The sequence below is a fragment of the Sphingobium lactosutens DS20 genome, from assembly GCF_000445105.1.
GTDB lineage: Bacteria > Pseudomonadota > Alphaproteobacteria > Sphingomonadales > Sphingomonadaceae > Sphingobium > Sphingobium lactosutens.
Genome location: NZ_ATDP01000107.1, coordinates 133644 through 158192, shown reverse-complemented (window position 1 = coordinate 158192; position 24549 = coordinate 133644). Strand labels below are relative to the sequence as shown.

The following is a 24549-nucleotide window of genomic DNA, read 5'->3' as shown; positions in this document are numbered from 1 at the left end:
AACGCGCTCGAGGCCGTAGCAGTGGAGCATGTATTTTGAACTAATTGAGTCGCTTGGAGAGCTGATCTTGGCCGCAAACTCGGTCGACGAACTGCATGAGTTGCTGGCGAAGACGACGCACGATCTAGGTTTCGATCGCTTCGCACTGTCGCTTGAGATCGGCTGCGGAAGCGCGTTCGGCACATCCGTCCTGATTCATGATTATCCAGCGAGCTGGGCCGATATGTATATCGGGTTCAATCTTGCTGAGACCGATCCGATCCGCCGGGCCGCGGAACGGAGTTTGCTCGGCTTCAAATGGCAGCGGATCCGTCACCTCATTCCGGTTACGGATTTCGAGCGACGAACATTCGAGGCGGGCCACAAATACGGCATCGTTGACGGCTACACTGTGCCGCGTCACATGCCTGGCGAAATTACGGGTTCCTGCAGCTTTGTGATCGGGACAGACAGAAATTTGCCCGAAGCGATGCTGCCTGGCGCCGAACTCCTCGGTGCGATCGCGCTCGCCAGCGCGCGCAATGTGTCCGGATATGAGGAGCGGAGCGAGCCGCCAAAACTCACCGACCGCCAGCGGGACTGCGTGTTGTGGGCGGCGCGAGGCAAGACCGATTGGGAGATATCCAGGATTCTCGGCATCAGTCGCGACACCGTCGTGCAACATCTCCGCGAGGCGCGTGACCGATATGACGCGGACAAACGGGCTTCGCTCATCCTGTGTGCGCTCTTCGACGGACTGATCAGCTTCGCCGATATTTTTCGCTGGCGCGAGCGGCGAAAACGAAGGCGGTGACGAGCAAGCCCATCCCCCTTTCTTGTTATGGGCAGGCGGTCGGCGCCGGTGCTCTCCTGTGCGCGGGAATGACCCGCACAGGAGAGCGTCATGTTACAGGAAAATGGAGATTGCCTCGCGGTCGACGAAAGCGCGGCGCTGCGCGCGATGTATCGGGCACGCAAGGAGGTGTTTGTCGATCTCCTCAAATGGGATCTGCCGGTCCTTGCCGGCGAATTCGAGATCGATCAGTTTGACGATGTCGACGCCGAATATCTGATCCTGCTTGGGCGAAGCATGGAGCATCGCGCCTCGGCCCGCCTGCTTCGCACCGACCGTCCGCACCTGCTGGGCGATCTCTATGCGCACCTTTGCGCGGGACCGGTGCCCGCCGGCCCGACCATCCGCGAGATCACGCGCTTCTGTCTCGATCGCGACCAACGTGCTGGCGAGCGCCGCGCGGCGCGCAACCAACTTGTCACTGCTCTTGCCGACTATGCGCTGGCCACCGGGATCACCGCCTATACCGGCGTGGCGGAAGTCGAATGGTTCAAGCAGATCAGGCGGTTCGGGTGGAGATGCGAGGCTCTGGGCCAACCGATGCGGCACGGCGGGCGCTTCCTCACCGCGCTTCATATTCTGATCGAGGCCGATACGCCCGAAAGACTGCGGGCTGGTGGAATCGGAGCAGATGCGGACCATGCGCTGGTGCGGACGCGGATCGGGGGAGAGACGCAATGAACGCGCACACCCCGTCCCAGCGGTCGCCTGAAGCGTGGGCGCGCCAACTTCTCCAGGATGGCTATTGCATCATCCCGGATGCCTTGCCGGAGTTGGTTGTCACAGCCCTCAACGCTGATCTCGATCCCGTGTTCGCCGTGACACCGCTGTGTCAGGGCCTTTTCTATGGGGAGCGGACCAAGCGTTTCGGGAGCTTGCTCAAGCATTCGACGCACATGTCAGCGCTGGTGATGAACGCGACGATCATTGATGCGGTCGAAACCGTGCTGGGAGATGCATGCGACCGGATCCAGCTCAACGTCGCCCAGGCGATTGAAATCCAACCCGGCGAAGCACGGCAACTCCCGCACCGCGATCATGATATGTGGCAGGGGGCGAAGGGCGGCCACGAATATCTCGTCAACGTGATCTGGCCGCTGACGCCGTTTACTCGAGAGAATGGCGCAACACTGATCTATCCCCATAGCCACGGCGCGGCTGGGATGGCGCGAACCGATCTCGGCGAGCCCGTGGCGGCTGAGTGTGGTCCGGGATCGGCGATCTGCTTTCTCGGCTCGACCGCTCACGGCGCCGGCGCCAATCTTACCAATCTTCCGCGGCGCGGGATTGTGGTGGGCTACTGCCTCGGCTGGCTCAAGCCCTATGAGAATCAATGGCTCGCCTATCCGCCGGAGATTGCGCGAGCCTTTTCACCCGAACTTTCCGCGCTGGTGGGCTATGCCCAGCACCGTCCCAACCTTGGCAACTATGAAGGGCAATGTCCCTCGATCCTGCTGCGCAATGAGGTGCCCCGCCACATCGGGGCGATCGATGCGTTGCGTCCCGATCAGGAGGCGATGATTGCCACCTATGTTGATGAGATAGCGAGGACATGATGAGCCCGGCTCATGTCCTTGAGCCGACCTATGATGCGCTGCGGCGGCGGTTACTGACCGGCGCTTCGCCATCAGGGCAGCGGCTTGAAGCCGTTCGGCTTGCCGACGAATTTGGCGTCAGCATCACGCCAGTGCGCGATGCGCTCAATCGATTGGTTGGCGAGCGATTGGTGCATTCCACGCCCGGAGACGGCTTCCATGTGCCGCGGTTCGACGAAACCGAATTCCGCACGCTGCTCCAGTGGCACCATATGCTGCTGTTCGCGGCACTGAGTCATAGGCGCGGGCCGCTTCCCCGGATCGAGGTGCCGCAGGACCATGACGGTATCGGTGAGCGGACGGCATTGCTGTTCGGGGCAATTGCCGCGACCGCCGGCAATAGTGAGCTGGATTGGGCGATGAGCAATGCGGCCGCCCGTCTCGGGTCGTTTCGTCGATACGAAGGCGCGGCGCTCGGTGACGTGGAACATGAGCTTGACGCAATCGAGCAACTCGCGGGCGGTGCGCTGCGGGGAACCGTGCGCCGCGCGATCGACCATTATCATCGGCGGCGTGCTGACCGCGCCGCCGTCATCGCCCGCCTGGCCCGAGAGGGGCCTTCGGCAACGTAAGACGGGTCAGGCGCGCGCAATCGGGCATGATTTGAGGACGTTGTCGTTATCAACTATTGCCTTGCCGCAACGGTCGCGCCATTCTGTCGCTCGCGGCTCAATATTCTGGCATTCGGTCGCGAGGGGATCACCCGCCAGGCATCAAGAACGCCGGTCCATAAGGCCCGGCGGCCGAACCGGTCCAGGGGGCTTCCACCAAAGAACCCGACGGCGGCGCAGCACTGGGACAGGAAGACGTCGGCAGGAGCCGGCGCTGTTTGTCGTGCCAGTCCGGATCGCGCCGATGTCATCGTCAATCACGCCAGTCCCCGTTGTGCGACATCCGTTGTCGGTGTCATCGGCCTGCCATCATGGCCCTGTGAGCGATGGCGCAGCGGTTCCGAATAGCGACGCTGACGCAGGGCCGACGCTTGAAGAAGCGTTTCGCAGCGAACGACGGCGGCTTCTTCGATATCTTGGTCGTCGGGCCGGGCCGGACCAGGCGCCGGATCTCGTCCAAGAGGTGTTCACGCGCGCCGCCGGTAGCCGCCAGGCGGGCGTACTCGCAAATCCCGCCGCCTTTCTGACGCGGATCGCACGCAATCTGCTGATTGATCGGGCGCGCCGCCGGCACGCGAACAACGTCATCCTGTTTCCGCTCGACGAAGCGCGCGACGAGGTGGTCCAACCTGAGCAGGACATGGCGATCCAAGCGTCTGACCTTCAGCGGGCCTATGAGCAGGCGATTGATCGCTTGCCAGAAAAAACGCGCCGCGTATTCCTCATGAGCAGGGTCGAGAATCTGACCTACCGGCAGATCAGCAAGGAACTTGGGATCACTGTGGCGACCGTAGAATATCATATGATGCGCGCGATCGCCTTCGTCGCAACCCTGATGGAAGCCCATCGATGACGGACGAGCCGTGGCCCGACGGGATCGAACCGTCAAAGGCCGTGAAAGAGGCCTCGGCCTGGACTGTCCGGTTTCTCGATGATGCGTCGGAAACCGACCTGACGGCGCTGAAAGCGTGGTTCGGCACAAGCCGGGAGAATCGCGAGGCTTTTGCGACGGTGATGTTCAGCACGCCGATGTCGGACGACATTCGTGCGCGGGTCGAGCGGACGCTCGGGCAATCCTTCCCCAGCTCCCATCGGCGGCCGGCTCATATCATCCCGATCGAAGCGGCGCGGACCGCCGAGCCGGGAGGCATGGGCCGCCCGCAGGACGCCGTGCGATCCGGATCCCGCCGGGCATGGCGGATAGGTGTTGCGGCTGCGGCCTCCGCCGCCGTGTTGGCCTTTGCCGTCGGCGTCGCGCCGACCTTGAACAGTCTGTCCCTTTTCTCACCGGCGAAAGCGGAAGTCTTTCAAACCGGGCATGGCGATATTCGCTCGTTCGACCTGGCGGATGGATCGAACATGACACTCGACACTGATAGCCGCGTAAAGATCATCATGGATCGTGCTCGCCGTCATGCGCTGATCGAGGAGGGGAGGGCGCGCTTTGTTGTCAAGGCCGACGACCGGCCGTTTACGATCGAGGCCGGCACCGGAAAGGTGGTGACATCAAAGGGTACGCTCGACGTTGCCGTGGATCGCGACCGCCATGTGGACCTTCAACTTCGCGCCGGTGTGGCGGATTTGCGCGATGGCAACGAAGGAAAAGACAGCGTCGCGCGGATGCTGACGATCGATCAGCCCGTCACCTATCCGCCGGGCGCGTTCGAGCCCAGGCCGGTTGCGGCGCCGATAGCCGATACCCGCAACTGGACCGAGGGCTGGGTGGACTATCGCACGATTCCGCTGGCGGGCCTGATCAGCGAGGCGAACCGTTACGCGAAGACGCCGCTCGTCATCGACGATCCGGTGCTTGCCGCGCGCGGGGTCACTGGCCGCTTCAAACTCACGGACACCGATGCCTTTGTGAAGCGGATCGCGGAGCTGTTCGCCTTGAAGGTTTCGAAGAGACCTGACGGGATTCACCTGAGCAGAAGATAAAATTCCTTCCGCGCCGCTAAGGTCTCGATCAAGCGCCGCGTCGAATTCCTTACCAGCAAGCGAGCCGATCGAGCTGCTCGCGACCTGGGAGGATGAACAGTGGGGAAACGACGGTATGTGATCGCGGCGCTGCTTGCCGGCACGGTGGGGATGATTGTGCCTTCCCAGGTCTGGGCGCAGGACGGGCAAGCCTATCCGTTCGACATGCCATCGCAGGATCTGGGGGACGCGCTGCGGAGTATCGCTGCGCGTGCCGGATGGGAATTATACGCGCAAACCGACGACCTGAACGGCAAGGCGGCGCCAGCGCTGCGAGGATCGCTCACCGCGCGCGAGGCGATCGAACGGCTGCTGAAGGGCACGAATCTCGAGGCGAGGTTCGATAGGGGGGCTGTCATCATCCGGGGGCGAGCGACCGCGCGCGCCGCGTTGAGCACGCCCCCGGATGGCGACGATATCGTTGTGACGGGGACACGTATCCGGAGGAGCGAGCCGGTAAATAGCGTCGTTACGGCCAGTCGCTCGGAAATCGAAAAAAGTGGGCAATCCAATCTCGGCGAGTTCATCAGGAGCCTGCCGCAGAATTTCGGGGGTGGTCAGAATCCTGGTATCGTCGGGGGCGGTGTCCAGGGCGGCAGCGAGAATGTCGGCGCGACCTCCGCGCTCAACCTTCGTGGCCTTGGACCCGACGCAACGCTGACCCTCATCAACGGTCATCGCGTCGCTTATGATGGCGCTGCACAAGGCGTCGACATCTCCGCGATACCCTTGGCCGCACTGGAGCGGATCGAGATCGTGCCGGACGGCGCGTCTGCGCTTTACGGGTCGGATGCGGTTGGCGGGGTTGCCAATGTCATTCTGCGGAAGGATTTCGAAGGGGCGGTCACCTCGGCACGGATCGGGGGCGCGACCGATGGCGGTGCTTTTACCGAGCAATATGATCTTGTCACCGGTTCGAAATGGGAATCGGGCGGTTTCATGCTAGCGGGCGGCTTCAACCGTTCGACGGCCGTCACGGCAGCGCAGCGCTCCTACACACAAGCGCTCGATGGCTCGTCAACGCTGATCCCGTATCAGAAGCAATATAGCGCGGTCTTCAATGGGCATCAGACGCTTTCGCCGAATTTCGAATTTGGACTTGATGCGCAATATAGTCGTCGTGAGAGCAGCTTCGCCAACCCCACGACAGCCACGTCCGACGCGCGGACGAACGGGAATATCTACTTCCCAAGGGTGACGAGCTATTCGATCAGCCCGGTGATCAACGCCTTGGTGGGGGCGGATTGGAAGGTCAGTCTTACCGGCATCTATGGCCGCAGCCTGACCAACGCCCCAGGGAACGCCTATGCGGCGGGCACGCTCGCATCCACATCGAATGTTTTTTACGATAATCGGCTGTACACTGTTGAGCTTCGCGGCGACGGGACAATTTTCTCGCTTCCCGGCGGCAATGTCGGCCTAGCTGTGGGCGGCGGCTATCGCGGCTTTTCGTTGAGATCAAAGTCGGCGATCGCATTCGGCGCGACCACGATCAACCTTCTCAACATCAATCATCGAGAGAATGTCGAATATGCCTTCGGCGAAATCTCCGTCCCGATTTTCGGGCAGGGGAATCGGCAGCCGTTTTTTGATATGCTGCAGCTTTCCGCTGCGGTGCGCTACGAGCGATACGAAGGCCTCGCCGATGTCGCATCGCCGAAACTTGGGGTGGTTTACCGACCGACACCATCGGTGACGATCAAGGGGAGCTGGGGGAAATCCTTCAAGGCGCCCACCTTTTACCAGCGATACAAAGTCTATCAGGCACTGTTGATCGGCGCGGCGGACCTCGGTCAGGACGGGGTGATCGGCGACAAGGTTTTGCTCTATCTCGCTGGCGGCAATCCTGATCTGAAACCGGAGCGCGCTTCGACATGGACGGTATCGGCTGCCTTCGCGCCCACGAGCGTTCCCGGACTGCGGTTCGAGGCGAATTACTACAACATCAAATATCGCAATCGGGTCGTGAATCCGCTGACCTCGACGGTCGGCCTTTTCAGCAGTTCGACTTATTCGAGCCTCATCACCTATTTCCCATCCGCCGCATTGCTCGATCAGTTGATCGTGCCCGCTGCCGGAGCCTTCGGTCTCCAGAATTTCACTGGCCAGCCTTATGATCCTGCGACGGTCTATGCGGTGGTTGACGCTCGCGCGCAGAACACTGCCTATCAGGCGATCCAGGGGATAGACCTCTCCGCGCGATATGCGTTCGACCTCGCTGCGGGCGGTGCGCTCGATCTCAATGCCGCCGGAAGCTACATCGATAGCAATCGTCGCCTGCTTGCGGGGCAACCAACGACACCGACCGCCGGCGTAATCTTCTATCCGCCGCATTGGCGCGCGCGCGGCGGCGCGACGTTCGAGCAGGGCAATGTGACGATCTCGGGGTTCCTCAACTATGTTGGTGGCGTAACCGACAACCGGCAGCAGCCCCACCTTCGGATCAGTTCATTCGTATCGACCGACCTTGTTGCCAAGGTGTCGGGAACGGATGGCATCTTTCGGGGTGCCGACCTGACGCTTGCGGTCTCCAACCTTTTTAACCGGAAACCGGAGACAATCCGGACCTCATCGCTGATCGACCCGCCCTATGATTCCACGAACTACCCGGCGCTCGGTCGGGTGATCAGCGCCACCATCACGAAGCGCTGGTAGATCATGCGGCTGAGGGCGGGCTCTATCCTCTGCGTCGGCTTGTGGGCGCTGGTCCCGCACACGGCGATGGCTTTGGATTCATGCTCAAGACTGGATTGGTCGAAGGTCGAAGTTCCAGCCGGTCGCGCGGCCGTGACGCCGCGCGACCTTGTAACCCTTCGTGATATCGGATCGCTGGGCGACGCTGTTCCCGAACAGCATATATTTGCGATCTCGCCGGATCAGCGATCTGTCGCCTTTCAGGTTCGGCAGGGCGACCCCGACCGCAACAGCTTCTGCCTCGGCATGGTGGTTATGCGAATAGGTAGCGGCGCTGTGCCGCTTTTCGTGGATCGCGGCGGTGACTTGATTCGGGAAGAGATGGATGCGACGGTCGAGCCGCGACGCAGCACTGGCGTGCCAGCGATTATCACGCCGCAATGGTCGCCCGACGGAAATGCGATCTATTTTCTCAAGCGCGATAATGGTGTTGTCCAGGTTTGGCGGGCCGACGCCATGGGCAACGGCAGTCGCCCCGTCACCGCATTCGATCAGGATGTGCAGGAATTCGCGCTCGACGGCATGGGTTCGCTGACTGCCAGCGTCCGATCAGGGGTTGTGGAAGCAAGGGCTGCAAGCGATCACGAAGCGTTGACGGGCTATCATTTTGACGATCGGTTCATGCCGTTCTTGTCCGACCGTCCGAAAATCCCGCGCTCGCCGCCGTTCACACGCTACCAAGTTGATCTGCGCTCGGGGCAGCGCACCGCCATCGCGGGAGGCGGTGGCCTGCCTATCTCGACCATCGGTGCAGGATCGCAGAACCCGAGGGCGTTAGGTGTGGGCTGTTCGGTCGACCGCCGGGAAATCACGACGGGTGTTCCGCCACAGACCCGTCTCGAAATCCGGTGTGCGAATGGCCCCGTCTCGTTCTGCAGCGCCGCTGCTTGCACAAACACGAGCGGTCCGGTCTGGATGCCGGATCGGTCCTCGGTTCGCTTCCTGCGACGTGAGGGCTGGGCCGACACGATTATGGCGACATATGAGTGGAAGCCTGCGACCCAGACGGTGCGTAAGTTATTCGAGACAAGTGACTTTCTGATCGATTGTCAGCCGTTGCGAAAAACGCATCTTGCCTGTCTGCGCGAGACTTCGGTGACGTCGCGTCGGTTAGTGGTGATCGATACGGATACAGGGACCATGACAACAATCGTCGATCCTAATCCGGAGTTTGAGCGGCTTACATTAGGGCGGGTTGAGCGCATTCCGCTCAAAAGTGACGCAGGACTTGAAGCTTTCGGTGATGTCGTGTTCCCGGAAGGATATCGCGCCGGCCATCGATATCCCGCGGTCGTCGTTCAGTATCAGTCGCGCGGCTTTCTTCGTGGCGGGACCGGCGACGAATTCCCTATCCAGGCCTTCGCCAATCGCGGCTTTGCCGTTCTGAGCGTTCAGCGACCGCAGCCCGTTGGTGCGCGCGCGCGTCCACGGGACTATGTGGAAGTCGACCGGATCGGTCTTCAAGATTTTGCCGATCGCCGAAGCGTGCTGTCAGTGGTGGAAAACGGGGTTCGCACGCTGATCGACCGCGGAATCGCCGATCCCGCCAAAATAGGTATCACCGGGCTAAGCGATGGGTCATCGACCGTGCAGTTTGCCGCGTTGAACAGCCGCCTTTTCGCAGCCGGCATCGCTAGTGGCTGTTGCTGGGAGCCGGGGCAGACTGCGATTCTAGGGCCGGCTATGGCCGATGTTTATCGACGCATCGGATGGCCTGGGGTCAGTGCCGTGGACGATGCTTTCTGGGCGCGGATGTCGATCGCCAAAAATGCCAGGCGGGTTGCGTTTCCGATCCTGTTCGAAACGTCGGACGAGGAGTTCCGGGTAGCACTGGAGAGCTACACGGCGCTCAAGGAGGTCGGAAAACCCGCCGATCTGTTTATATTCCCCGATGAGCATCACATCAAATGGCAGCCTGCGCACAAGCTCGCTGCATATGAGCGCAGCATAGACTGGTTCGAGTTCTGGCTTCGCGGCGCAATGCCGGAAGATCCGCGTCGCAAGGCGGAAGCCGCACGGTGGGCAGCCATGTCCAGTATACAATAGCACGGGCGCTCAGGTCTGACGGCTCGCTGGTGAACCGGCGCTCCAGCCCTCGGCCCAAGCTTCGGTATCGAGCAGCAACAGGATGCGGGGGTAATCATCTCCTCTTGCGATCTGCTGTTCCTTAAGCGCCGCATCCAGTTTTTCGCGATCAAGGATATTACGTTGGGCCAGCTCTCCATCGAGCAACCGTTCGCGGATGCGGCTGAGGTGGTGTCGAATGATCGCGTGCGCGAATCCGTCGGGACCGTTTTTGACGCTGCGTGTCAGGGTTTCCGTTGGGAGATCTGCCGCAAAAGAGCGGCGCGCATAAGCTCGATCGACACCTCCTGCACAAGCGGTCCAGCTCGGCATGGCGAGGCACGCCTCGATGATCGGCAGCGACAGGAGCGGGTGCAGCGTGCTCGTCGGCCATCGTCGATCGTGCACATCCATGTAATGTTGGGTACGGATCAGAAACGCGATGTGCGCGGCCTTGCCGGGAAGCGAGTCTGTCGGTCCTTCGAGCCACGGGTGGCTCAAGCGTGAGGTTGCCGCGGCCGCGATCGCATCCTTCGAGAGGAAGCGTTCATCAGGCACCCACAAATATTTCTGCGTTCCGCTGCGTGGAACCTTTGCTGCCTCGCGAATGACGCGGAAGGCATTTGCGCCGGTGAGCCGGCAAATATCGGACAGCGTTGAGAAAAGATGAAGCCCGATGCCTTGGGCAAGATAGCGATCGACCAGTGGCCGTGCTGACTTCGTGAACTGAAATATATTGTCGCCGCCTACGCCGGTGAAAAATGCCTCGGTGCCCAAGCGGTGGGCGACGTCCAGCATTGCCGCATCATAAGCCTGAAGCTGGGCGCGTCCGCCGGGGCGAGGACAATGGGCATAGCTGGATCGCTCGATATCGACCCGATCGAGCGAATAACATTCTTCCGCAAGCGTTATGCCGAGCCGATCGCACAAGGCACGGGCATAAAGGGCTTCGTCACCTTGGGCATCGCGGGTGGAAATGGTGATCCCGTGCAATTCCGTCGACCGGCGCAGCCCGGCGGCGGCGATAGAGGAATCGAGGCCACCGGAGACGCCGATCAGTGCGCGATCGAAGCGCGATCCCCACGCGTGTAGGCAGGATATGATCAGGCGGCGAAGCTGCTCGTCGTCGAGCGGCCTAGAATTGACATGGGTCCAGGGTGTCCACACCATACTGGCCCGTGCGCCATCCTCAGCACATTCGACTGCCATTCCAGGAAGGAGCTGACGGACGCCAAGGAGCGAGGTTCGTTCCTCGGGGAGTTCGTTGGCGTAGAGCGCGCGGCCCAGTCCTTCCCAATCGACCGATGGCGCGATGATACCGGCCTCGACCAGCACCGATACGTCGGAGGCGAAATACCAATCACCGTCGTAACGGGCATAATAAGCCGGCAGGAGCCCCGAGGGATCGCGCGTCACCGTGATACTGCTCGCGCCCAAGATGACCGCGACAAACGCGCCCCAAAGCGACGTCAGAACGGCGTGAACGTCCGCATCCATGGCGATCGTTTCTCCGTTCGCGGAGACCGGAAATTGCGAGAAGCGGTCCCTGCGGAAGATACTTCCGACGACCAATCCATTGCCGTCGGCAAAGCGACTCCAGCATTCTTCCTGGTTGCAAGCCAGCACGGTCCGCTGATCGGAATAGAGGATCGAAAGCCCGCTTTTGGCAAGAAAGTCAGGCGAAAATGCGCGTGTCGAATTTGGAGTCTGCCCGATGCGGAGGAGATAGCGCAACGCCATCAGAGTGCCAGGATCGGCGTGAATAGCCGAACCCTCTCGAGCCGATCGTTGAGAAGACGCGGACCATCCTGAATCCAGCAGTGGGCAGCGAAAGGATCGAGCTTCACGCCAATGACAAGCGACGCGTCATGGCCGTGTTTCATCGCGATCATTCGAAAGGCCAGCGCCCGTGCGAGGCACTGATCGTCTTCCCCGAACCATGGCGTGAGAGTGCGGAAAGACCCGTAAAGCTGACAAGCTTCTAGGGGCTCGCCGCCGCTGCGATGTGTCTTTTGTCGGCGCCGCTCCGCCTGGATGATCCTGGAGAAGCTCCAGCGGCGCAAACGAAACCGCATCCGGCTCTGCGCGACCGCAGCCGACAGTAGGAATCTGCGCGGATTGCCGGGTTTCAGATCTTGAGCGGGTGAACAGACACGAGGCTGGCTCGGGAAGGATTCGGTAAAAGGCCCCGTAAGAACCCCAACTTGGGCTAGACGCTCGCGGGCTTCATCTTTCAATCCAACCGGTTGACTGAGACCATCCAAGAATGCCTGATTGAGCTTCGACGGGAGGCAGAAATAGCGATCACCATCAATGTCTAGAAATACCGCGCGATTATCGATGACACAGAATGCCAAAGGAGTGGATTCTTGGGGGCTTTCCATGGGTTTGTCCGGGGACTGGCGCGCGTATCGGAAATACACGCGCCAGAACCGTCAGTCGTCGGAAATGCCGGCGAGCGGCTGCAGCGTCGAGATGCCGTCGATGACGCGAAGGCCGTTGCCTTTCGTCTCGACGCTGGCGATGCCCAGCTCGATGGCTTCGTCTTCGAGCATTTCATTGTGTTCGGTCATGGTGACCTCCTTCAGCAAGACGCGACTCCATTGTCGCCTGTGAAGGCTAAGTCAGTGATTTGTACTGATCTATTTTATAATCGGATTATAATCGATCGTCCGGAAGAGCCTTCTTAAAGGCAGGCTTCGCGAGCGAACAAGCCCCAGAAATTCTCGGAGTACGAGAGTAATCGCGTGGTTAAGTAAGAAGAGTGACCGAGCAGTGAAAACGTGCGTTGGAAGCACGCGCCGGCGCCTTTAGCGGGGGCCTGGACATGCGCGCCGGCCACCCGGTCACCGCTCAAGATCACTCCCGAGCGAAAAGAAATGTGAGCCTGCCCCTATCGGCACGCAAGCAAAAATCTCAACCAATCTGGATATTAGGTCGCGTTGACAAAATGCTTGAGCCATAGCCGTGCTGCGGCGAGGTTGAGGAAGCTGAGGTAGGATAGCGCGGTTTTCTCGAAGCGTGTTGCGATGCGGCGCTGTTGTTTGAGGAAGCCGAACATGCGCTCGACGCGGTTGCGATCGCGATAGCGTCGATAGTCAGGATGCTGTGGTGCCTTGCGGTTCGACCGCGGCGGGATGACCGGCAGGATGTTATTCAGGAGCAGGTCTTCGCGGAAGCGGTCGCCATCGTAGCCCTTGTCGGCGAGCAAGGCCGCAGGCTTTGGCACCGGCATGGCCATCAGGCTATCGACACCGCCGTAATCGGAAGCCTCGCCGCCCGTCAGGTGGAAGCCGAGAGGGAGGCCTTGATTGTCGCAGCGGGCGTGGACTTTGCACGTAAAGCCGCCGCGTGATCGACCAAAAGCCTGCGCACAAGCCCCCCTTTTCCGCCCACGGCCGAGACATGGCCGCGAACCGTGGTGCTGTCGATCATGTGCTGCCAGTCGTCGGTCAGACCCAGATCGACCAGAGTTTGCAGCATGGCATCCCAGACGCTCTGCTCGGCCCAACGGCGGAAGCGGACGTAGACCGAGTTCCACTTCCCATAGCGTTCATGCATGTCCCGCCAGGGGCAGCCAACCCGCAAGACGTGCAGCATTCCGTTGAGGTAGCGCCGGTTGTCTCCGGCAGGGCGCGCGTGCCTGCCTCGCTCAGGCGGCAACAGCGGCCCGATCAATTCCCATTCCGCGTCGCTCAGGTCCCCGCGATCCATGCCTGCCTTCCAAAAGAAAGCCTTGAATCAGACGGAAGCTGATTTGGGAATCCCTTTTGTCAACGCGACCTAGCTGGAGTTTCGCGATTTCCGGGCAAAGCCGCGATCGGTTGCCATGAAGCGCGCCAGCATCGGCGCGATGAGCCGCTCGACGGTCAAGGGCTGTGCCAAGCCGGTCTCCTCTGCATGGGCCTTTGCATAAGCCAGAAGATCACGGTGGACCGAGCCGGGAAGCTCGACCTGGACCTTGACGGGTTTGTCATCGTCGATGGGGCCGAGCCGCAACTTCGTCATGGTCGTTTCTCCATTCGGTCAAGCACGAGATCTCGGGTGAGGAACACCCGGATCGGATAGCCGGACCGGATTGTCAGGGTCGGTGGCACATTCATCTCGCGCTGCACGAGCTGGCGCCCGGTCTGATTGACGGTATCCTGTGTGCCGGAGCGCAACGCTCGGGTCAGGCTGTCGTCGCTCCCCGTCGCCAGTTCTGCGCCAACCCCGAGCAAGGTCGAGATGGCAGCGGCGCGGAGCATGTTGCCCCAATGATAGTTGGTGCGGTCCTGCAAGCCCGCCATGCCGGCACCATCGGCACCGGGCTGACGATCGAGGAGAATCGAACGGCCATTCGGGAAGATGATCCTGTCCCATGCGAGCAGCACGCGGTTTTGGCCTGCCGAGACCTCGCTGTCATATTCGCCGATCAGCCGGGAGCCTTGAGGGATCAGCAGGATGCGGCCGGTCGGACTGTCATAGACATTCTGCGTAACCTGCGCGCTGATCTGGCCCGGCAAGTCCGACCGGATGCCGGTGATGAGCGCCGCCGGAATGATGCTCCCGGCTTGCAGAATGTTGGCCGAGCTGGGCGACAGAATTCGCTCGGGGCTTTCGGTCGAGCGATTGGCCCTGACCTGAAGGAACGACCTCTGTGGATGGCTCCCGCGTTGCAAGCATAAAGTGATGATCTGACGTTCCGTCGGGTGCAGTCGTCTGTCCGGCCTGTTGATGCAGTCGGTGTAGACTGCTGGCCCTGATGGTGTCCGCGAACAAGGTCCGATCGGCTTTGCAGGCTATCATGCCTATGACGTTCCTTGGGTTGTCCTTGTTCCCGGTCCGACCGGTTTTGCCATCACATCCTTCGCTCTCACAACTTCGTGAAGCTGATCTCCGCAGCTAAGCTCTTAATCTATGCCGCAGCCAGCATCGGCGCATGCCCGCGTTCGAAGACGCCGCCGCGCGCCATGACTGCCCATGCGATCCGCGCCATCTTGTTGGCGATGGCGACCGAGGCGACACGCGCGGGCTTCCTGGCGAGCAACGCGACGAAGCGCGGATCGACCGTGCTGGGTTTCTGCTTGGCGTATCGGACGAGCGCGGTTGCGCCGACAACCAGGAGCTGCCGCAGATACCGGTCGCCCATCTTGGTAATGCGCCCCAAGCGTTCCTTGCCGCCACTCGAACTCTGTCGCGGGGTCAGCCCTAGCCAGGCGGCAAACTGTCGCCCTGACGAGAACTGGCTTGGATCGGTCACCGACGCGGCGAGTGCAGTCGCACCGATCGGTCCGATACCAGGGATCGTTGCCAGGCGTCGAGCCCGCTCGTCGCTGCGCTGCAGAGCGGCGAGACGCAGGTCGAGCTTGCGCAATTGGATGTGAAGCTGGAGCAGTTGCCCTGCCAGCATTGCGACGACGTTCGCCGCTTCGGGCGGCAAGTCGAGCGTGGACTCCCCGTCGACAATCTCCCGCGCCATATGCAGTGCCTTCACGATCCCTACTGGGATGGCGGTGCCCAGCTCGGCAAGCACGCTGCGCATCATGTTGACCAGCTGCGTGCGCTGTTTGATCAACAGCTGGCGCACTCGGTGCAGCGACAATGCCGCCTGCTGCTCGCGCGACTTGATGGGCACGAACCGCATCGTCTGACGTGTAACCGCTTCGCAGATCGCCTCAGCATCGGCGGCGTCGTTCTTTCCGCGCTTTACGTAAGGCTTCACGTAAGCCGCCGGCATCAGCCGAACCTCATGACCCAGCTTGGTCAGTTCGCGCGCCCAGTGATGCGACGTCCCGCAAGCCTCGGCGCCTACCAGGCACGGCGGCAGCTTCTCGAAGAACTGCAGCATCTGCGATCGTCGCAGCGCCTTGCGAATGATGACCTCACCGGTCGCGCTGATACCGTGAACCTGAAAAACGTTCTTGGCCAAATCGAGGCCGATCGTGCTAATCTCCATGGCGGGTGGCTCCTTCTCGGGTTGCATGACAGCAAACCCATCTTGGCACTTCGATGCCGTGAGCGGGAGCCATCCACCTCATCCGCTTCGCTGATTGCCCCGCCATGTTGGCGGCTGCGGCCGACGATGTCGTGTCGCTCGTCGCGAACTGGTTCGAACCATCTGCCATCAAGCCCGGCTGCGCCAAAGTGTTTTCCGGGTTCGCGGTTGCGGTGTCCCCGCCGCCCAGAAAGAGGCGGCTGGTGCGCGCGGTATCCCGCTCCTGCGCCAGACGTTGGCGAGCCTGCTCCGCAGCGGCGATGCGAGGATCGGGCTGACCCGCTTGGGTCCCCAATGGCGGGACCGGGACCGCCTGGCCATTCTGCTGTGCCGAAAGGATGGGTCGGCCGAGATCGCCGGGTAACGGTTGTCCCAGCTTTGGCACCTTCGAATAGTCGGACGGGGCCGAGGTGACGATTTCGGATTTGGTGCGGCCGTCGCCGCTGTAGACATTCTGCGCCGAGGCGGCGGGTTGCTTCTGCTGGAGCGCATAGATCAGCGATCCGCCAATCCCGAGTCCGGCGACAATGCCGATTGACGCCAGCATTTTGCGCGACAGGCGCATGACGCGCGGTGGCGGGGTGCGCAAACGAAACGCCAGCGGGTCGCTCTGAGGCTCCGGCGCCGTCTCGGTCGGAGGCGCCATCTCCGGGCCGGTCGACGGCGCGGAGTTGCTCTCTGCCGCGCTCATGACCGCCCCCGCTGGCGACGGCCGGCGCCTTCGCGGATGATTCGTACCCGCTGCGCGTTTTTCTTCGTTCCCAGCCGCAGTTCGGCGGTCCCAAATAGCCGGTCGACCACCATATACCGGCCTTGGACCCGATAGTTGATCAGCTCGGCGCTGCCGTCGCTGCCGAGCGCGAACAGCGGGGGCATATCGGTCGTGCCGATGCCATCGGGAAACTCGATAAAGGCTTGCTGGCCGTCATCGAATGCCCGCACCGGGCGCCATGCGGGTTGATCGCCGTCAATCCGATAGCGAAAATCGAGCGCGGCAGGGTCAATGTCACCCGCAACCGGCATTGCCCTCACCGCCTCCGCGTTGGCGGCGCGCAGCGCGATCAACTGATCCTGCGGATAGGTCCAGGAAACCGCCGCCATATAGGTAGCCGACGTCGCACGCAGTTCGAGATGATAGGTCCGGCGATCGGTGTTGATGACGAGATTGGTGAGGAGGTCGGGACGCGTCGGCTTCACCAGAATATGAACGCGCCTTGCTGCACCGACCCCGCTCACGGTATCGCCGATAATCCAGCGCACCGTGTCGCCGGCAGCGACCGGACCGGGGCCGACGAGTTCCTCGCCTTCCTGAAGCATGATGTCGGTCACCTGGCCGGGGGCGGCGTAGACCTGATAGAGCGCGCCATCGGCCCACGCATATTGCTGGATCGCGTTCATCCAAGAACTTCGTTCGGGCTGGACCCTGGCAGCGGCGTTGGCCCGGGTGACGCCCTCCTTCGGATCGGACGGCGCGGCTCCGGATCGCACTTGGCGGAAGGGCTTCAACTGCCCTGGAAGCGGGAGCGGAACCGGCACGGCGACGATCTCAACGGGGCGCGGCGGTTGCGCGCCCGGAGTTTCGGCCGTCGCGGCTTGCGTGGGGGTTATGCTGAGCAAGGGCGCGGCTGCGAGGCAAGCGAGCAGAGGCCGGCACTGCCCGGCTATTGCGTATTTTGTCATTGGCTGAGTTCCTTCGACCAGTTGAGGGCATCGACGAAGACGCCGAGGGGGTTTCGGCGCAGCCCGTCCGGCGTGCGCGGCGTTTGGATCACCACGGTCAGGATCGCTGACCAGCGCGAGGTCTCTGCAAGCGAGCCGTCCTGATAGCGCCGCTCGGTCCAGGCGACGCGGAAGCTGTCCTTGGATGCGCGGATCACGCTGGAAACATCGACCGCGACCTGGACCTTGCCGACGTTGGCGAACGGATCGTTGGCGCGCGCATAGTCGTTGAGCGCGACCGCGCCCCTGTCGGTGGTGAAGTCATAAGCCTGCAGCCAATCCTGCTTGAGCACGATCGGATCGGCGGGAATCGCCCGGACATTCTCGATTAAGCGCGCGAGGTGAAACGCGATCTGCGGATCGGTCGGCTGATAGCCGGCGTCGGCCGGCGCTACCGCCTGCGCTTGGCCAAGCTTGTCCACCTGGACGACCCATGGGATGATCGTGCCGCGCGCCGACTGCCAGACCAGCCCGCCAGCGAGGCCGCCCGAGAGGGCCAGGCAGCCGAAAAAGGCCAGTCGCCAATTCTTCGCCTGGACGCGGGCCGAACCGATGCGATCATCCCAGACCTGCGCGGCGCGTTGATAGGGGGTGACGGGCTCAGGGCGCTGCCCATAGCGGGTCGAGGGACGTCGAAACATGCGTCAATCCTTTTGCGAGATGTCGGGACCGGCACCGCCGCCATGGCTGTCACCGGCTTTGAGCGTGTGGCTGGCGATCGATGCGCCCTGCGTTACGGTCTGGCGGCGCTTCATCGCCTTGGCCCAGGCCGGCGGGCCGTCGTCGGCGGACGCCGTGGAGGCAGGCGCCGCGCTGTTGCTTGCACCCGCCTGACCCGCGGCAAAGCTTTGCCGAAGCGAGGCGGCCGCTTTCCGCAGTGGTGACACCGCGGCATGGCCAGCGCTCTTGCCGATATTGCCGAGGCCCCCGGCAACGGCCGCCCCGCCGCTCTTACCGGCCGCGCCAGCGCTGTAGGCGGCGGATGCGCCGCCTGCGGCGCGAGCACTGCCCGAGGCTGCACCGCCGAGTGCGCCCGCCGCCGCGCCGCCTGCAAGCCCTACGGCCGCGACGCCTCCAGCTACCGTTGCGCCTGCGGCCAGCGCCGTTCCGGCAGCGGCGCCCGCGCCGAGCTGCGGGCCGCCGGTGACGATGCCATTGGCGATGCCGGGACCGAAGATGCCGAGCCCGAGCAAGGTGAGCGCCGCAAGCGCGATCGTCATGGCCTGTTGGATGTCGGGGGCTTCCCCGAGATTGGCGTTGGTGAACTGGCTGAACAAAGTCGTGCCAATGCCGGTGATCACGGCCAGCACCAGCACCTTGATTCCTGACGAGACGATATGGCCGAGCACGCGCTCAGCCATGAAGGCAGTGCGGCCGAAAAAGGCGAACGGCAGCAGCACGAAGCCGGCCAATGTCACCAGTTTGAACTCGATGATCGTGATGAAGATTTGCACCGCGAGGACGAAGAAAGCGAGAACGACGATGACCCAGGCGAGAAGCAGAATGAGAATCTGCGCGAAATTCACGAACACCCCGATTGGGCCAGCAAGATTGTAGACCGCATCTGTCAGCGGCTTGCCGGCATCGAGCCCGGTCGCGGCGATCGTGCCCGGCTTCATGAAATCGCCGAGCGCCAGTGCCCCGCCGCTGGCCTTGAGTCCGAGCCCGGCAAAGCTATCGAACAATAGGGTCGCGAGGTTCGAGAAATTGCCGATGATGAAGGCGAAGACGCCAATATAGAGCGTCTTCTTGATGAGGCGCTGGAGCACATCCTCATCCGCGCCCCAGGCCCAGAACAGCCCCGCGATGGTGACGTCGATCGCGATCAGGGTCGAAGACAGAAACCCGACCTCGCCGCCGAGCAGACCAAAGCCGCTGTCGATATATTGACCATAGACCTGCAGGAAGCCGTCGATCACGCCGGTGTCGTTCATCGTTTTTCATCCCGGAAGAAGCGGCGGCGCTCCGCCTCCCATGCCGCCTCGCAGCCTGCGTCGGGCATGGTGAGCGTGCGGCAGCGCGCCAGTTGGTCGCTTGCGATCGCCGGCGCCGACCGGCTGGGTGTCTCGGCAATGTTGCTTGGCGTGGGCTGCCGGGCCGCCATACCCGCTATCGCCGCGAGCATGAGGCCGGCGAGACAACCGACCCCGGCGATTTTCGCCGCGCTGGTCATTGCCGGAAGAAGCGGCGGAGACGCTCGCGCGCTTCGGCTTCCTCAGCGGCATTGCGGGCCGCATCGAGGGCTTGCGCCCGGCCTTGGGCTGCGACCGCAGCGGTCAGATCGGCAAGCTGCTGCGATTGCAGCGCGAGGAGCTGATTGCCGGCCTGCGTCGCCTGAAGCGCGCCGCTCGCCGACTGGCTGGCCGAGACCAACGTGTCGATCGAGCCGCGCGCACCGTCGATATTGCCGACGACGCCGGCCTGAACCTGAAGGGCATCCTGATAGGCGCCAACGCTGTCCTGCCAGCGCGCATTGGCATTGGCGACCATCTGGCCCTGCGATGCAGTCAGGTTCGCGCCATTATAGCGCTGGGTGAACGCCTGCTGGATGTCCTGCACGCTATAGGCGATGCGCTGCGCCTGGGAGAGCAGCTGCCGGGTCTGGTTGACCTGGCTCTGCAGTGTGGACAAGGTCGACACCGGCAGGCTGGCGAGGTTTTTTCCCTCGTTGATCAGCGATTGCGCCTGGTTCTGGATTTGGCGGATCTGATTGTTGATCTGCTCGAGCGTTCGCGCCGCGGTCAGCACATTCTGCGCATAGTTGGTCGGGTCATAGACGATCCCCCCGAGACCGAATTGCGCGAAGGCCGGTGCAGGCAGCACTGCAATGGCAAGCGTGCACAGGGTGAGGGCTCCGGCGAGCAGCCGGTGCCGGGCAGACAGTTTCATCAGGGGTTCTCCTTTCGGGCTTGGGTGATGGGGAAATCGGCCGATGCGGTCGGCGCGGCGGTGATGAGATCCGCCGCCCAGCCCAGGCCGCGATGTCGGAGCCACGCGGCTGCGAAGCCGCCCTGGCCTTGTTCAGCTACCAATTCGGTGATGTGGCGCTGGTCGGTCTTCGAGGAGGCCGCGGCGAACGCGAGCGCGACTTCGCCCAGGCCGAGATCCACGAGCCGGTTGCCTCGCCGCGACTGGCAATAATAATCCCGCTTGGGGGTCGCGCGCGCGAGGATCTCGATTTGCCGTGCGTTGAGCCCAAATCTTTCATAGACGCGCGTGATCTGCGGCTCGCTAGCTCGCTCGTTGGGCAGGAAGATGCGGGTTGGGCAGCTTTCGATGATCGCGGGCGCGATCGCCGACGTCTCGATATCGGCGAGGCTCTGCGTCGCGAAGATGACGCTCGCATTTTTCTTGCGCAACGTCTTTAACCATTCGCGCAACTGCGCGGCGAAGGCGGGACTGTCGAGCGCGAGCCAGCCTTCGTCGATGATGATGAGTGTCGGCCGGCCGTCGAGCCGGCCTTCGATGCGGTGGAACAGATAAGCGAGCACGGCGGGCGCGGCGGCCGAGCCGACCAGCCCCTCCGTCTCGAACGCCTGAACTGAAGCTGCTCCAAGATGTTCATGTTCGGCGTCGAGCAGCCGGCCCCAGGCACCGCCGACGCAATAGGGCGCGAGCGCCTGCTTCAGGAACTGGTTCTGGAGCAGGACGGCGAGGCCGGTAAGCGTGCGTTCGGGCGCCGGTGCGGAGGCGAGGGAGGTCAGCGCCGTCCAGAGCTGCTCCTTGCTGGCGGGATCGATGGCGATGCCTTCACCGGTCAAGATCGCGGCGACCCAATCGGCCGCCCAGGCGCGTTCGGCGGTCTCGTCGATCCGGGCGAGGGGCTGGAGCGCAACGCCGAGATCAGCCGCATCATCGCCCAGCGTGTCCCCGAGATTCTCCCAGTCGCCGCCCATGCCGAGCGTGGCGGCGCGGATCGAACCGCCGAAGTCGAAAGCAAAGATCTGGCTTTCGGGATAGCGCCGGAATTGGAGCGCCATCAGGCCAAGCAGCACCGATTTACCCGCGCCCGTTGGGCCGACGACGAGCGTGTGCCCGACATCGCCGACATGAAGGGAAAAGCGGAATGGGGTCGAACCTTCGGTCCTTGCATGGAACAAGGCGGGCTGGCCGAAATGTTCGTCCCGTTCCGCCCCCGCCCACACGGCGGATAGGGGGATCATGTGGGCGAGATTGAGAGTGGAGACCGGCGGTTGCCGGACATTGGCATAAACCTGCCCCGGCAGGCTGCCGAGCCAGGCTTCGATCGCGTTCAGGCCTTCTGCAATACAGGTGAAGTCGCGGCCTTGAATGACCTTCTCGATCTGGCGCAGCTTCTCGGCCGCGAGCGCGGGATCCTTGTCCCACACCGTCACCGTCGCGGTGACATAAGCAATTCCCGCTGCGTCAGCCCCCAATTCCTGCAATGCGAGATCGGCGTCGGCCGCCTTGTTGGCGGCATCGCTGTCCGTCAGCACCGACGCCTCGTTGGTCATCACTTCCTTCAGGATCGCGGCGACCGACTTGCGCTTGGAGAACCATTGGCGCCGGATTTTCGACAGCAGTTTGGTCGCGTCGGTCTTGTCGAGCATGATTGCGCGGGTCGACCAGCGATAGGAGAAGGCGAGCGCGTTGAGATCGTCGAGCAGGCCCGGGAACGTCACGCTCGGCAGACCGGTGATGGTGAGCGTGCGCAGATGATGATCGCCGAGCCGTGGTTCGAGCCCGCCGGTCAGCGGTTCGTCGGCGAGGACAGCATCGAGATAGGTCGGCACCTCCGGCAAACGGACGCGCTGGCGCCGCGTCGAAATGGTGCTGTAAAGATAGCTCAGCGTCTCGCCGTCATTGAGCCAGACGCTCTCGGGCATGAAGCCTTCGACCAGGTGGAGCAGCCGGTCGGTGCGGTCAATGAAGGTCTTGAGCAGTTCACCGGCATCGACGCCATCGCGCGACCGGCCCTCAAAGAGCCAGCTTTCCGCACGCGCGGCATCTTCGGCCGGCGGCATCCAGAGAAGGGTCAGATAATAGCGGCTCTCGAAATGGGCGCCTTCCTCGCGAAACTGTTCTCGCCGCTCGAGATCGACCAGCTCGGAGATGGCGTCTGGAAAACTGGACTCGGGATAATCGAGTGCGGGCAGGCGCTGCGCCTCGACGAACACCGCCCAGCCCGATCCCAAGCGGCGGAGCGCGTTGTTGAGCCGCCCCGTCACCGCCACCAGTTCGGATGGCGTCGAACTGTCGAGATCGGGACCGCGGAAGCGCGCCGTGCGCTGGAACGAGCCGTCCTTGTTGAGCACGACGCCGGGCGCCACCAGCGCGACCCATGGCAGGAAGTCGGCGAGGTGCGCTGCGTGATCGCGATATTCGCGCAATGACATCATGGCCGCACCCAGGTCGGATATTTGAGGTGGCGGCGTGCGACATCGACGAATTGCGGATCGCGCCGGGCGGCCCAGACCCCGAGCGCATGGCCGATCGCCCAGATGGCGAGGCCCGCGATCCAGAGTCGCAGTCCCAGACCGACCGCTCCTGCGAGCGTCCCGGTCAGGATGGCAAGCGAGCGCGGCGCCCCGCCGAGCAGGATCGGCTCGCTCAGCGCGCGATGCACGGGCGCGAAATAGCCGGCGGGGAGGAGATCGGCCTCGCCCATCAGATCAGCGCCCCGCCGCTGAAGCTGAAAAAGGAGAGGAAGAAGGACGAAGCGGCGAAGGCGATCGACAGGCCGAACACGATCTGGATCAGCCGGCGGAAGCCACCCGAAGTTTCGCCGAAGGCGAGGCTCAGGCCCGTGACGATGATGATGATCACCGCGATGATCTTGGCGACAGGCCCTTCGATCGACTGGAGGATCGAGTTGAGCGGGCTCTCCCACGGCATCGAGGAACCTGAGGCCCAGGCCGGGCCGGCGAATAGCGACAGGCTGATTGCGATGGCGGCGCTGCCCTGGAGCAGGCGTCGGATAGGACTCCGCGAAATTGCGATCATGAGAGGTCTCCGTGGTTCGGGTCGAGAAGGAAGATCAGGCGGTAATCGCCGGTCGCGGGATCGAGCCCGTCGACGCGCGCCAGCTCGGAGAGGCGGCGGCCGGCGCCATCGCGCACCAGCACGGCGATCAGGTTGATGGTCTCGGCGATGAGCGCCCGCGGCACCGTCACCACCGCTTCCTGGATCAGTTGCTCCATGCGCCGGAGCGCGCCGATCGCGCTGCCGGCATGGATCGTGCCGACGCCGCCGGGATGGCCGGTGCCCCAGGCCTTCAAAAGGTCGAGCGCCTCGGCGCCGCGGACCTCGCCGATCGGTATCCGGTCAGGACGCAGGCGCAGCGAAGAGCGGACGAGATCGGAAAGCGATGCGATGCCGTCCTTGGTGCGCATCGCGACGAGGTTGGGCGCCGTGCATTGCAGTTCGCGCGTGTCCTCGATCAGCACCACGCGATCCTCGGTCTTGGCGATTTCGGCGAGCAGCGCGTTGGTGAGCGTGGTCTTGCCGGTGCCGGTGCCACCCGCGACGAGAATGTTTGCGCGAGACGCGACGCCTTCGCGCAGCATTGCGGCCTGCAGCCGCGACATGATGCCGACATCGGCATAATCGTCGAGGGTGAACACCGCGACCGCGGGCTTGCGGATCGCGAAGGCGGGCGCGGTCACGACCGGAGGGAGCAGCCCCTCGAAGCGCTCGCCGGTTTCCGGTAGCTCGGCTGAAACGCGGGGAGCTTGGGCATGGACCTCGGTGCCGACATGATGGGCAACGAGACGAATGATCCGCTCACCGTCGGCGGGGGGCAGGGTCGCGCCGCTGTCGGAAATACCTTCGCCGAGCCGGTCGACCCATAGCCGCCCGTCGGGATTGAGCATCACTTCGATGATCTGGGGGTCGGCGAGCCACGCGGCGATCGACGCACCCATCGCGGTGCGGAGCATCTTCGCGCCGCGAACCAAGGCTTCAGATCGGTAAGGCTCGCTGGCCATGACATCCCCGTTTCCAGCACCGGACCAGGACGGTCAGCGCGACGGGGAGGAGTAAGAGACGCAGGAAATGGTCAGCGGCAACAGCTATTTACGCGAATCGCAGTGGCGCGAAGAAAGACAGGCGTTGGCGTAG

23 protein-coding genes and 2 pseudogenes are annotated in these 24549 nt (G+C 63.0%); 8 read left to right on the top strand and 17 right to left on the bottom strand.

Annotated elements, in window-relative coordinates; genetic code table 11:
* Nucleotides 1-67 precede the first annotated feature (67 nt).
* The 8 genes from RLDS_RS50960 to RLDS_RS50925 all read left to right on the top strand — a co-directional run bounded on the left by RLDS_RS50960 (nucleotide 68) and on the right by RLDS_RS50925 (nucleotide 9755).
* Entirely contained in the window at nucleotides 68-793 is a 726-nt protein-coding gene (locus RLDS_RS50960) for a helix-turn-helix transcriptional regulator (RefSeq protein WP_236616924.1), read from the top strand.
* A gap of 90 nt (nucleotides 794-883) precedes the next feature.
* Complete coding sequence (locus RLDS_RS50955; protein WP_021228171.1) at nucleotides 884-1513, top strand: acyl-homoserine-lactone synthase; 630 nt, start codon at nucleotides 884-886, stop codon at nucleotides 1511-1513.
* Nucleotides 1510-2388, top strand: coding sequence for a phytanoyl-CoA dioxygenase family protein (locus tag RLDS_RS50950; protein WP_021228170.1), 879 nt, complete (start codon nucleotides 1510-1512; stop codon nucleotides 2386-2388). The genes RLDS_RS50955 and RLDS_RS50950 overlap by 4 nt, the downstream gene beginning before the upstream one ends.
* On the top strand, nucleotides 2385-2999 hold the full coding sequence (locus RLDS_RS50945; protein ID WP_236616923.1) for a GntR family transcriptional regulator: 615 nt from the start codon (nucleotides 2385-2387) through the stop codon (nucleotides 2997-2999). The genes RLDS_RS50950 and RLDS_RS50945 overlap by 4 nt, the downstream gene beginning before the upstream one ends.
* Before the next feature lie 283 nt (nucleotides 3000-3282).
* Complete coding sequence (locus tag RLDS_RS55580) at nucleotides 3283-3891, top strand: sigma-70 family RNA polymerase sigma factor (protein ID WP_031298997.1); 609 nt, start codon at nucleotides 3283-3285, stop codon at nucleotides 3889-3891.
* Nucleotides 3888-4976, top strand: a complete 1089-nt coding sequence (locus RLDS_RS50935) for a FecR family protein (RefSeq protein WP_021228167.1) — start codon at nucleotides 3888-3890, stop codon at nucleotides 4974-4976. Before RLDS_RS55580 ends, RLDS_RS50935 begins: the two co-directional genes overlap by 4 nt.
* Before the next feature lie 99 nt (nucleotides 4977-5075).
* Nucleotides 5076-7670, top strand: a complete 2595-nt coding sequence (locus RLDS_RS50930; RefSeq protein ID WP_031298995.1) for a TonB-dependent receptor — start codon at nucleotides 5076-5078, stop codon at nucleotides 7668-7670.
* A gap of 3 nt (nucleotides 7671-7673) precedes the next feature.
* Entirely contained in the window at nucleotides 7674-9755 is a 2082-nt protein-coding gene (locus RLDS_RS50925) for an Atxe2 family lasso peptide isopeptidase (RefSeq protein ID WP_031298993.1), read from the top strand.
* Nucleotides 9756-9764: 9 nt separating this feature from the next.
* Here RLDS_RS50925 and RLDS_RS50920 read toward each other — a convergent pair whose 3' ends face one another.
* From RLDS_RS50920 to trbB, 17 genes and pseudogenes are all read right to left on the bottom strand, one after another.
* Nucleotides 9765-11513: an asparagine synthase-related protein gene (locus RLDS_RS50920; RefSeq protein ID WP_021228164.1), complete on the bottom strand. Its 1749-nt coding sequence runs from the start codon at nucleotides 11511-11513 to the stop codon at nucleotides 9765-9767.
* Nucleotides 11513-12157, bottom strand: coding sequence for a lasso peptide biosynthesis B2 protein (locus tag RLDS_RS55575; RefSeq protein WP_084514978.1), 645 nt, complete (start codon nucleotides 12155-12157; stop codon nucleotides 11513-11515). Before RLDS_RS55575 ends, RLDS_RS50920 begins: the two co-directional genes overlap by 1 nt.
* A gap of 51 nt (nucleotides 12158-12208) precedes the next feature.
* Entirely contained in the window at nucleotides 12209-12364 is a 156-nt protein-coding gene (locus RLDS_RS56140; RefSeq protein WP_021228162.1) for a benenodin family lasso peptide, read from the bottom strand.
* A 341-nt stretch (nucleotides 12365-12705) separates the two neighbouring features.
* A pseudogene (locus tag RLDS_RS55570) lies at nucleotides 12706-13487 on the bottom strand (IS5 family transposase).
* A 69-nt stretch (nucleotides 13488-13556) separates the two neighbouring features.
* The gene (locus RLDS_RS50905) at nucleotides 13557-13781 is read right to left on the bottom strand and encodes a DUF2274 domain-containing protein (RefSeq protein WP_021228159.1); all 225 of its coding nucleotides are present in this window, start codon (nucleotides 13779-13781) and stop codon (nucleotides 13557-13559) included.
* Nucleotides 13778-14410: pseudogene (locus RLDS_RS50900) on the bottom strand (TrbI/VirB10 family protein); the annotation flags it as partial. The pseudogene RLDS_RS50900 and the gene RLDS_RS50905, both read right to left, overlap by 4 nt.
* A gap of 260 nt (nucleotides 14411-14670) precedes the next feature.
* Entirely contained in the window at nucleotides 14671-15711 is a 1041-nt protein-coding gene (locus RLDS_RS50895; protein ID WP_021228157.1) for an IS110 family RNA-guided transposase, read from the bottom strand.
* On the bottom strand, nucleotides 15701-16441 hold the full coding sequence (locus RLDS_RS56745; protein WP_021228156.1) for a hypothetical protein: 741 nt from the start codon (nucleotides 16439-16441) through the stop codon (nucleotides 15701-15703). Before RLDS_RS56745 ends, RLDS_RS50895 begins: the two co-directional genes overlap by 11 nt.
* Nucleotides 16438-17430: a P-type conjugative transfer protein TrbG gene (trbG, locus tag RLDS_RS50885; protein ID WP_021228155.1), complete on the bottom strand. Its 993-nt coding sequence runs from the start codon at nucleotides 17428-17430 to the stop codon at nucleotides 16438-16440. The genes RLDS_RS56745 and trbG overlap by 4 nt, the downstream gene beginning before the upstream one ends.
* Complete coding sequence (gene trbF, locus RLDS_RS50880; RefSeq protein WP_021228154.1) at nucleotides 17427-18110, bottom strand: conjugal transfer protein TrbF; 684 nt, start codon at nucleotides 18108-18110, stop codon at nucleotides 17427-17429. Before trbF ends, trbG begins: the two co-directional genes overlap by 4 nt.
* A gap of 3 nt (nucleotides 18111-18113) precedes the next feature.
* A complete protein-coding gene (gene trbL, locus RLDS_RS50875) occupies nucleotides 18114-19403 on the bottom strand; it encodes a P-type conjugative transfer protein TrbL (protein WP_021228153.1) in 1290 nt (429 codons plus the stop codon).
* Nucleotides 19400-19642, bottom strand: coding sequence for a putative entry exclusion protein TrbK-alt (gene trbK-alt / locus RLDS_RS50870; RefSeq protein ID WP_021228152.1), 243 nt, complete (start codon nucleotides 19640-19642; stop codon nucleotides 19400-19402). Before trbK-alt ends, trbL begins: the two co-directional genes overlap by 4 nt.
* Nucleotides 19639-20358, bottom strand: a complete 720-nt coding sequence (trbJ, locus tag RLDS_RS50865) for a P-type conjugative transfer protein TrbJ (RefSeq protein ID WP_021228151.1) — start codon at nucleotides 20356-20358, stop codon at nucleotides 19639-19641. The genes trbK-alt and trbJ overlap by 4 nt, the downstream gene beginning before the upstream one ends.
* Nucleotides 20358-22829: a conjugal transfer protein TrbE gene (trbE, locus tag RLDS_RS50860; protein ID WP_021228150.1), complete on the bottom strand. Its 2472-nt coding sequence runs from the start codon at nucleotides 22827-22829 to the stop codon at nucleotides 20358-20360. Before trbE ends, trbJ begins: the two co-directional genes overlap by 1 nt.
* Nucleotides 22826-23098, bottom strand: a complete 273-nt coding sequence (locus tag RLDS_RS50855) for a VirB3 family type IV secretion system protein (protein WP_021228149.1) — start codon at nucleotides 23096-23098, stop codon at nucleotides 22826-22828. The genes trbE and RLDS_RS50855 overlap by 4 nt, the downstream gene beginning before the upstream one ends.
* Nucleotides 23098-23433, bottom strand: coding sequence for a TrbC/VirB2 family protein (locus tag RLDS_RS50850; RefSeq protein ID WP_021228148.1), 336 nt, complete (start codon nucleotides 23431-23433; stop codon nucleotides 23098-23100). The genes RLDS_RS50855 and RLDS_RS50850 overlap by 1 nt, the downstream gene beginning before the upstream one ends.
* Nucleotides 23430-24416, bottom strand: coding sequence for a P-type conjugative transfer ATPase TrbB (trbB, locus tag RLDS_RS50845; protein ID WP_021228147.1), 987 nt, complete (start codon nucleotides 24414-24416; stop codon nucleotides 23430-23432). Before trbB ends, RLDS_RS50850 begins: the two co-directional genes overlap by 4 nt.
* Between the last annotated feature and the right edge of the window lie 133 nt (nucleotides 24417-24549).

Bases quoted from the DNA above. Each gene is read 5' to 3' on its own strand.
- trbG (WP_021228155.1), bottom strand. From the start codon at position 17,430: ATGACAAAATACGCAATAGCCGGGCAGTGCCGGCCTCTGCTCGCTTGC.
- trbK-alt (WP_021228152.1), bottom strand. From the start codon at position 19,642: ATGACCAGCGCGGCGAAAATCGCCGGGGTCGGTTGTCTCGCCGGCCTC.
- RLDS_RS50895 (WP_021228157.1), bottom strand. From the start codon at position 15,711: ATGGAGATTAGCACGATCGGCCTCGATTTGGCCAAGAACGTTTTTCAG.
- RLDS_RS50935 (WP_021228167.1), top strand. From the start codon at position 3,888: ATGACGGACGAGCCGTGGCCCGACGGGATCGAACCGTCAAAGGCCGTG.
- trbJ (WP_021228151.1), bottom strand. From the start codon at position 20,358: ATGAAACTGTCTGCCCGGCACCGGCTGCTCGCCGGAGCCCTCACCCTG.
- RLDS_RS55575 (WP_084514978.1), bottom strand. From the start codon at position 12,157: ATGGAAAGCCCCCAAGAATCCACTCCTTTGGCATTCTGTGTCATCGAT.
- RLDS_RS50855 (WP_021228149.1), bottom strand. From the start codon at position 23,098: ATGGGCGAGGCCGATCTCCTCCCCGCCGGCTATTTCGCGCCCGTGCAT.
- RLDS_RS50950 (WP_021228170.1), top strand. From the start codon at position 1,510: ATGAACGCGCACACCCCGTCCCAGCGGTCGCCTGAAGCGTGGGCGCGC.
- RLDS_RS56745 (WP_021228156.1), bottom strand. From the start codon at position 16,441: ATGAGCGCGGCAGAGAGCAACTCCGCGCCGTCGACCGGCCCGGAGATG.
- RLDS_RS50905 (WP_021228159.1), bottom strand. From the start codon at position 13,781: ATGACGAAGTTGCGGCTCGGCCCCATCGACGATGACAAACCCGTCAAG.
- trbE (WP_021228150.1), bottom strand. From the start codon at position 22,829: ATGATGTCATTGCGCGAATATCGCGATCACGCAGCGCACCTCGCCGAC.
- trbB (WP_021228147.1), bottom strand. From the start codon at position 24,416: ATGGCCAGCGAGCCTTACCGATCTGAAGCCTTGGTTCGCGGCGCGAAG.
- trbF (WP_021228154.1), bottom strand. From the start codon at position 18,110: ATGTTTCGACGTCCCTCGACCCGCTATGGGCAGCGCCCTGAGCCCGTC.
- RLDS_RS50850 (WP_021228148.1), bottom strand. From the start codon at position 23,433: ATGATCGCAATTTCGCGGAGTCCTATCCGACGCCTGCTCCAGGGCAGC.
- RLDS_RS55580 (WP_031298997.1), top strand. From the start codon at position 3,283: ATGTCATCGTCAATCACGCCAGTCCCCGTTGTGCGACATCCGTTGTCG.
- RLDS_RS50920 (WP_021228164.1), bottom strand. From the start codon at position 11,513: ATGGCGTTGCGCTATCTCCTCCGCATCGGGCAGACTCCAAATTCGACA.
- RLDS_RS50945 (WP_236616923.1), top strand. From the start codon at position 2,385: ATGATGAGCCCGGCTCATGTCCTTGAGCCGACCTATGATGCGCTGCGG.
- RLDS_RS50955 (WP_021228171.1), top strand. From the start codon at position 884: ATGTTACAGGAAAATGGAGATTGCCTCGCGGTCGACGAAAGCGCGGCG.
- RLDS_RS50925 (WP_031298993.1), top strand. From the start codon at position 7,674: ATGCGGCTGAGGGCGGGCTCTATCCTCTGCGTCGGCTTGTGGGCGCTG.
- trbL (WP_021228153.1), bottom strand. From the start codon at position 19,403: ATGAACGACACCGGCGTGATCGACGGCTTCCTGCAGGTCTATGGTCAA.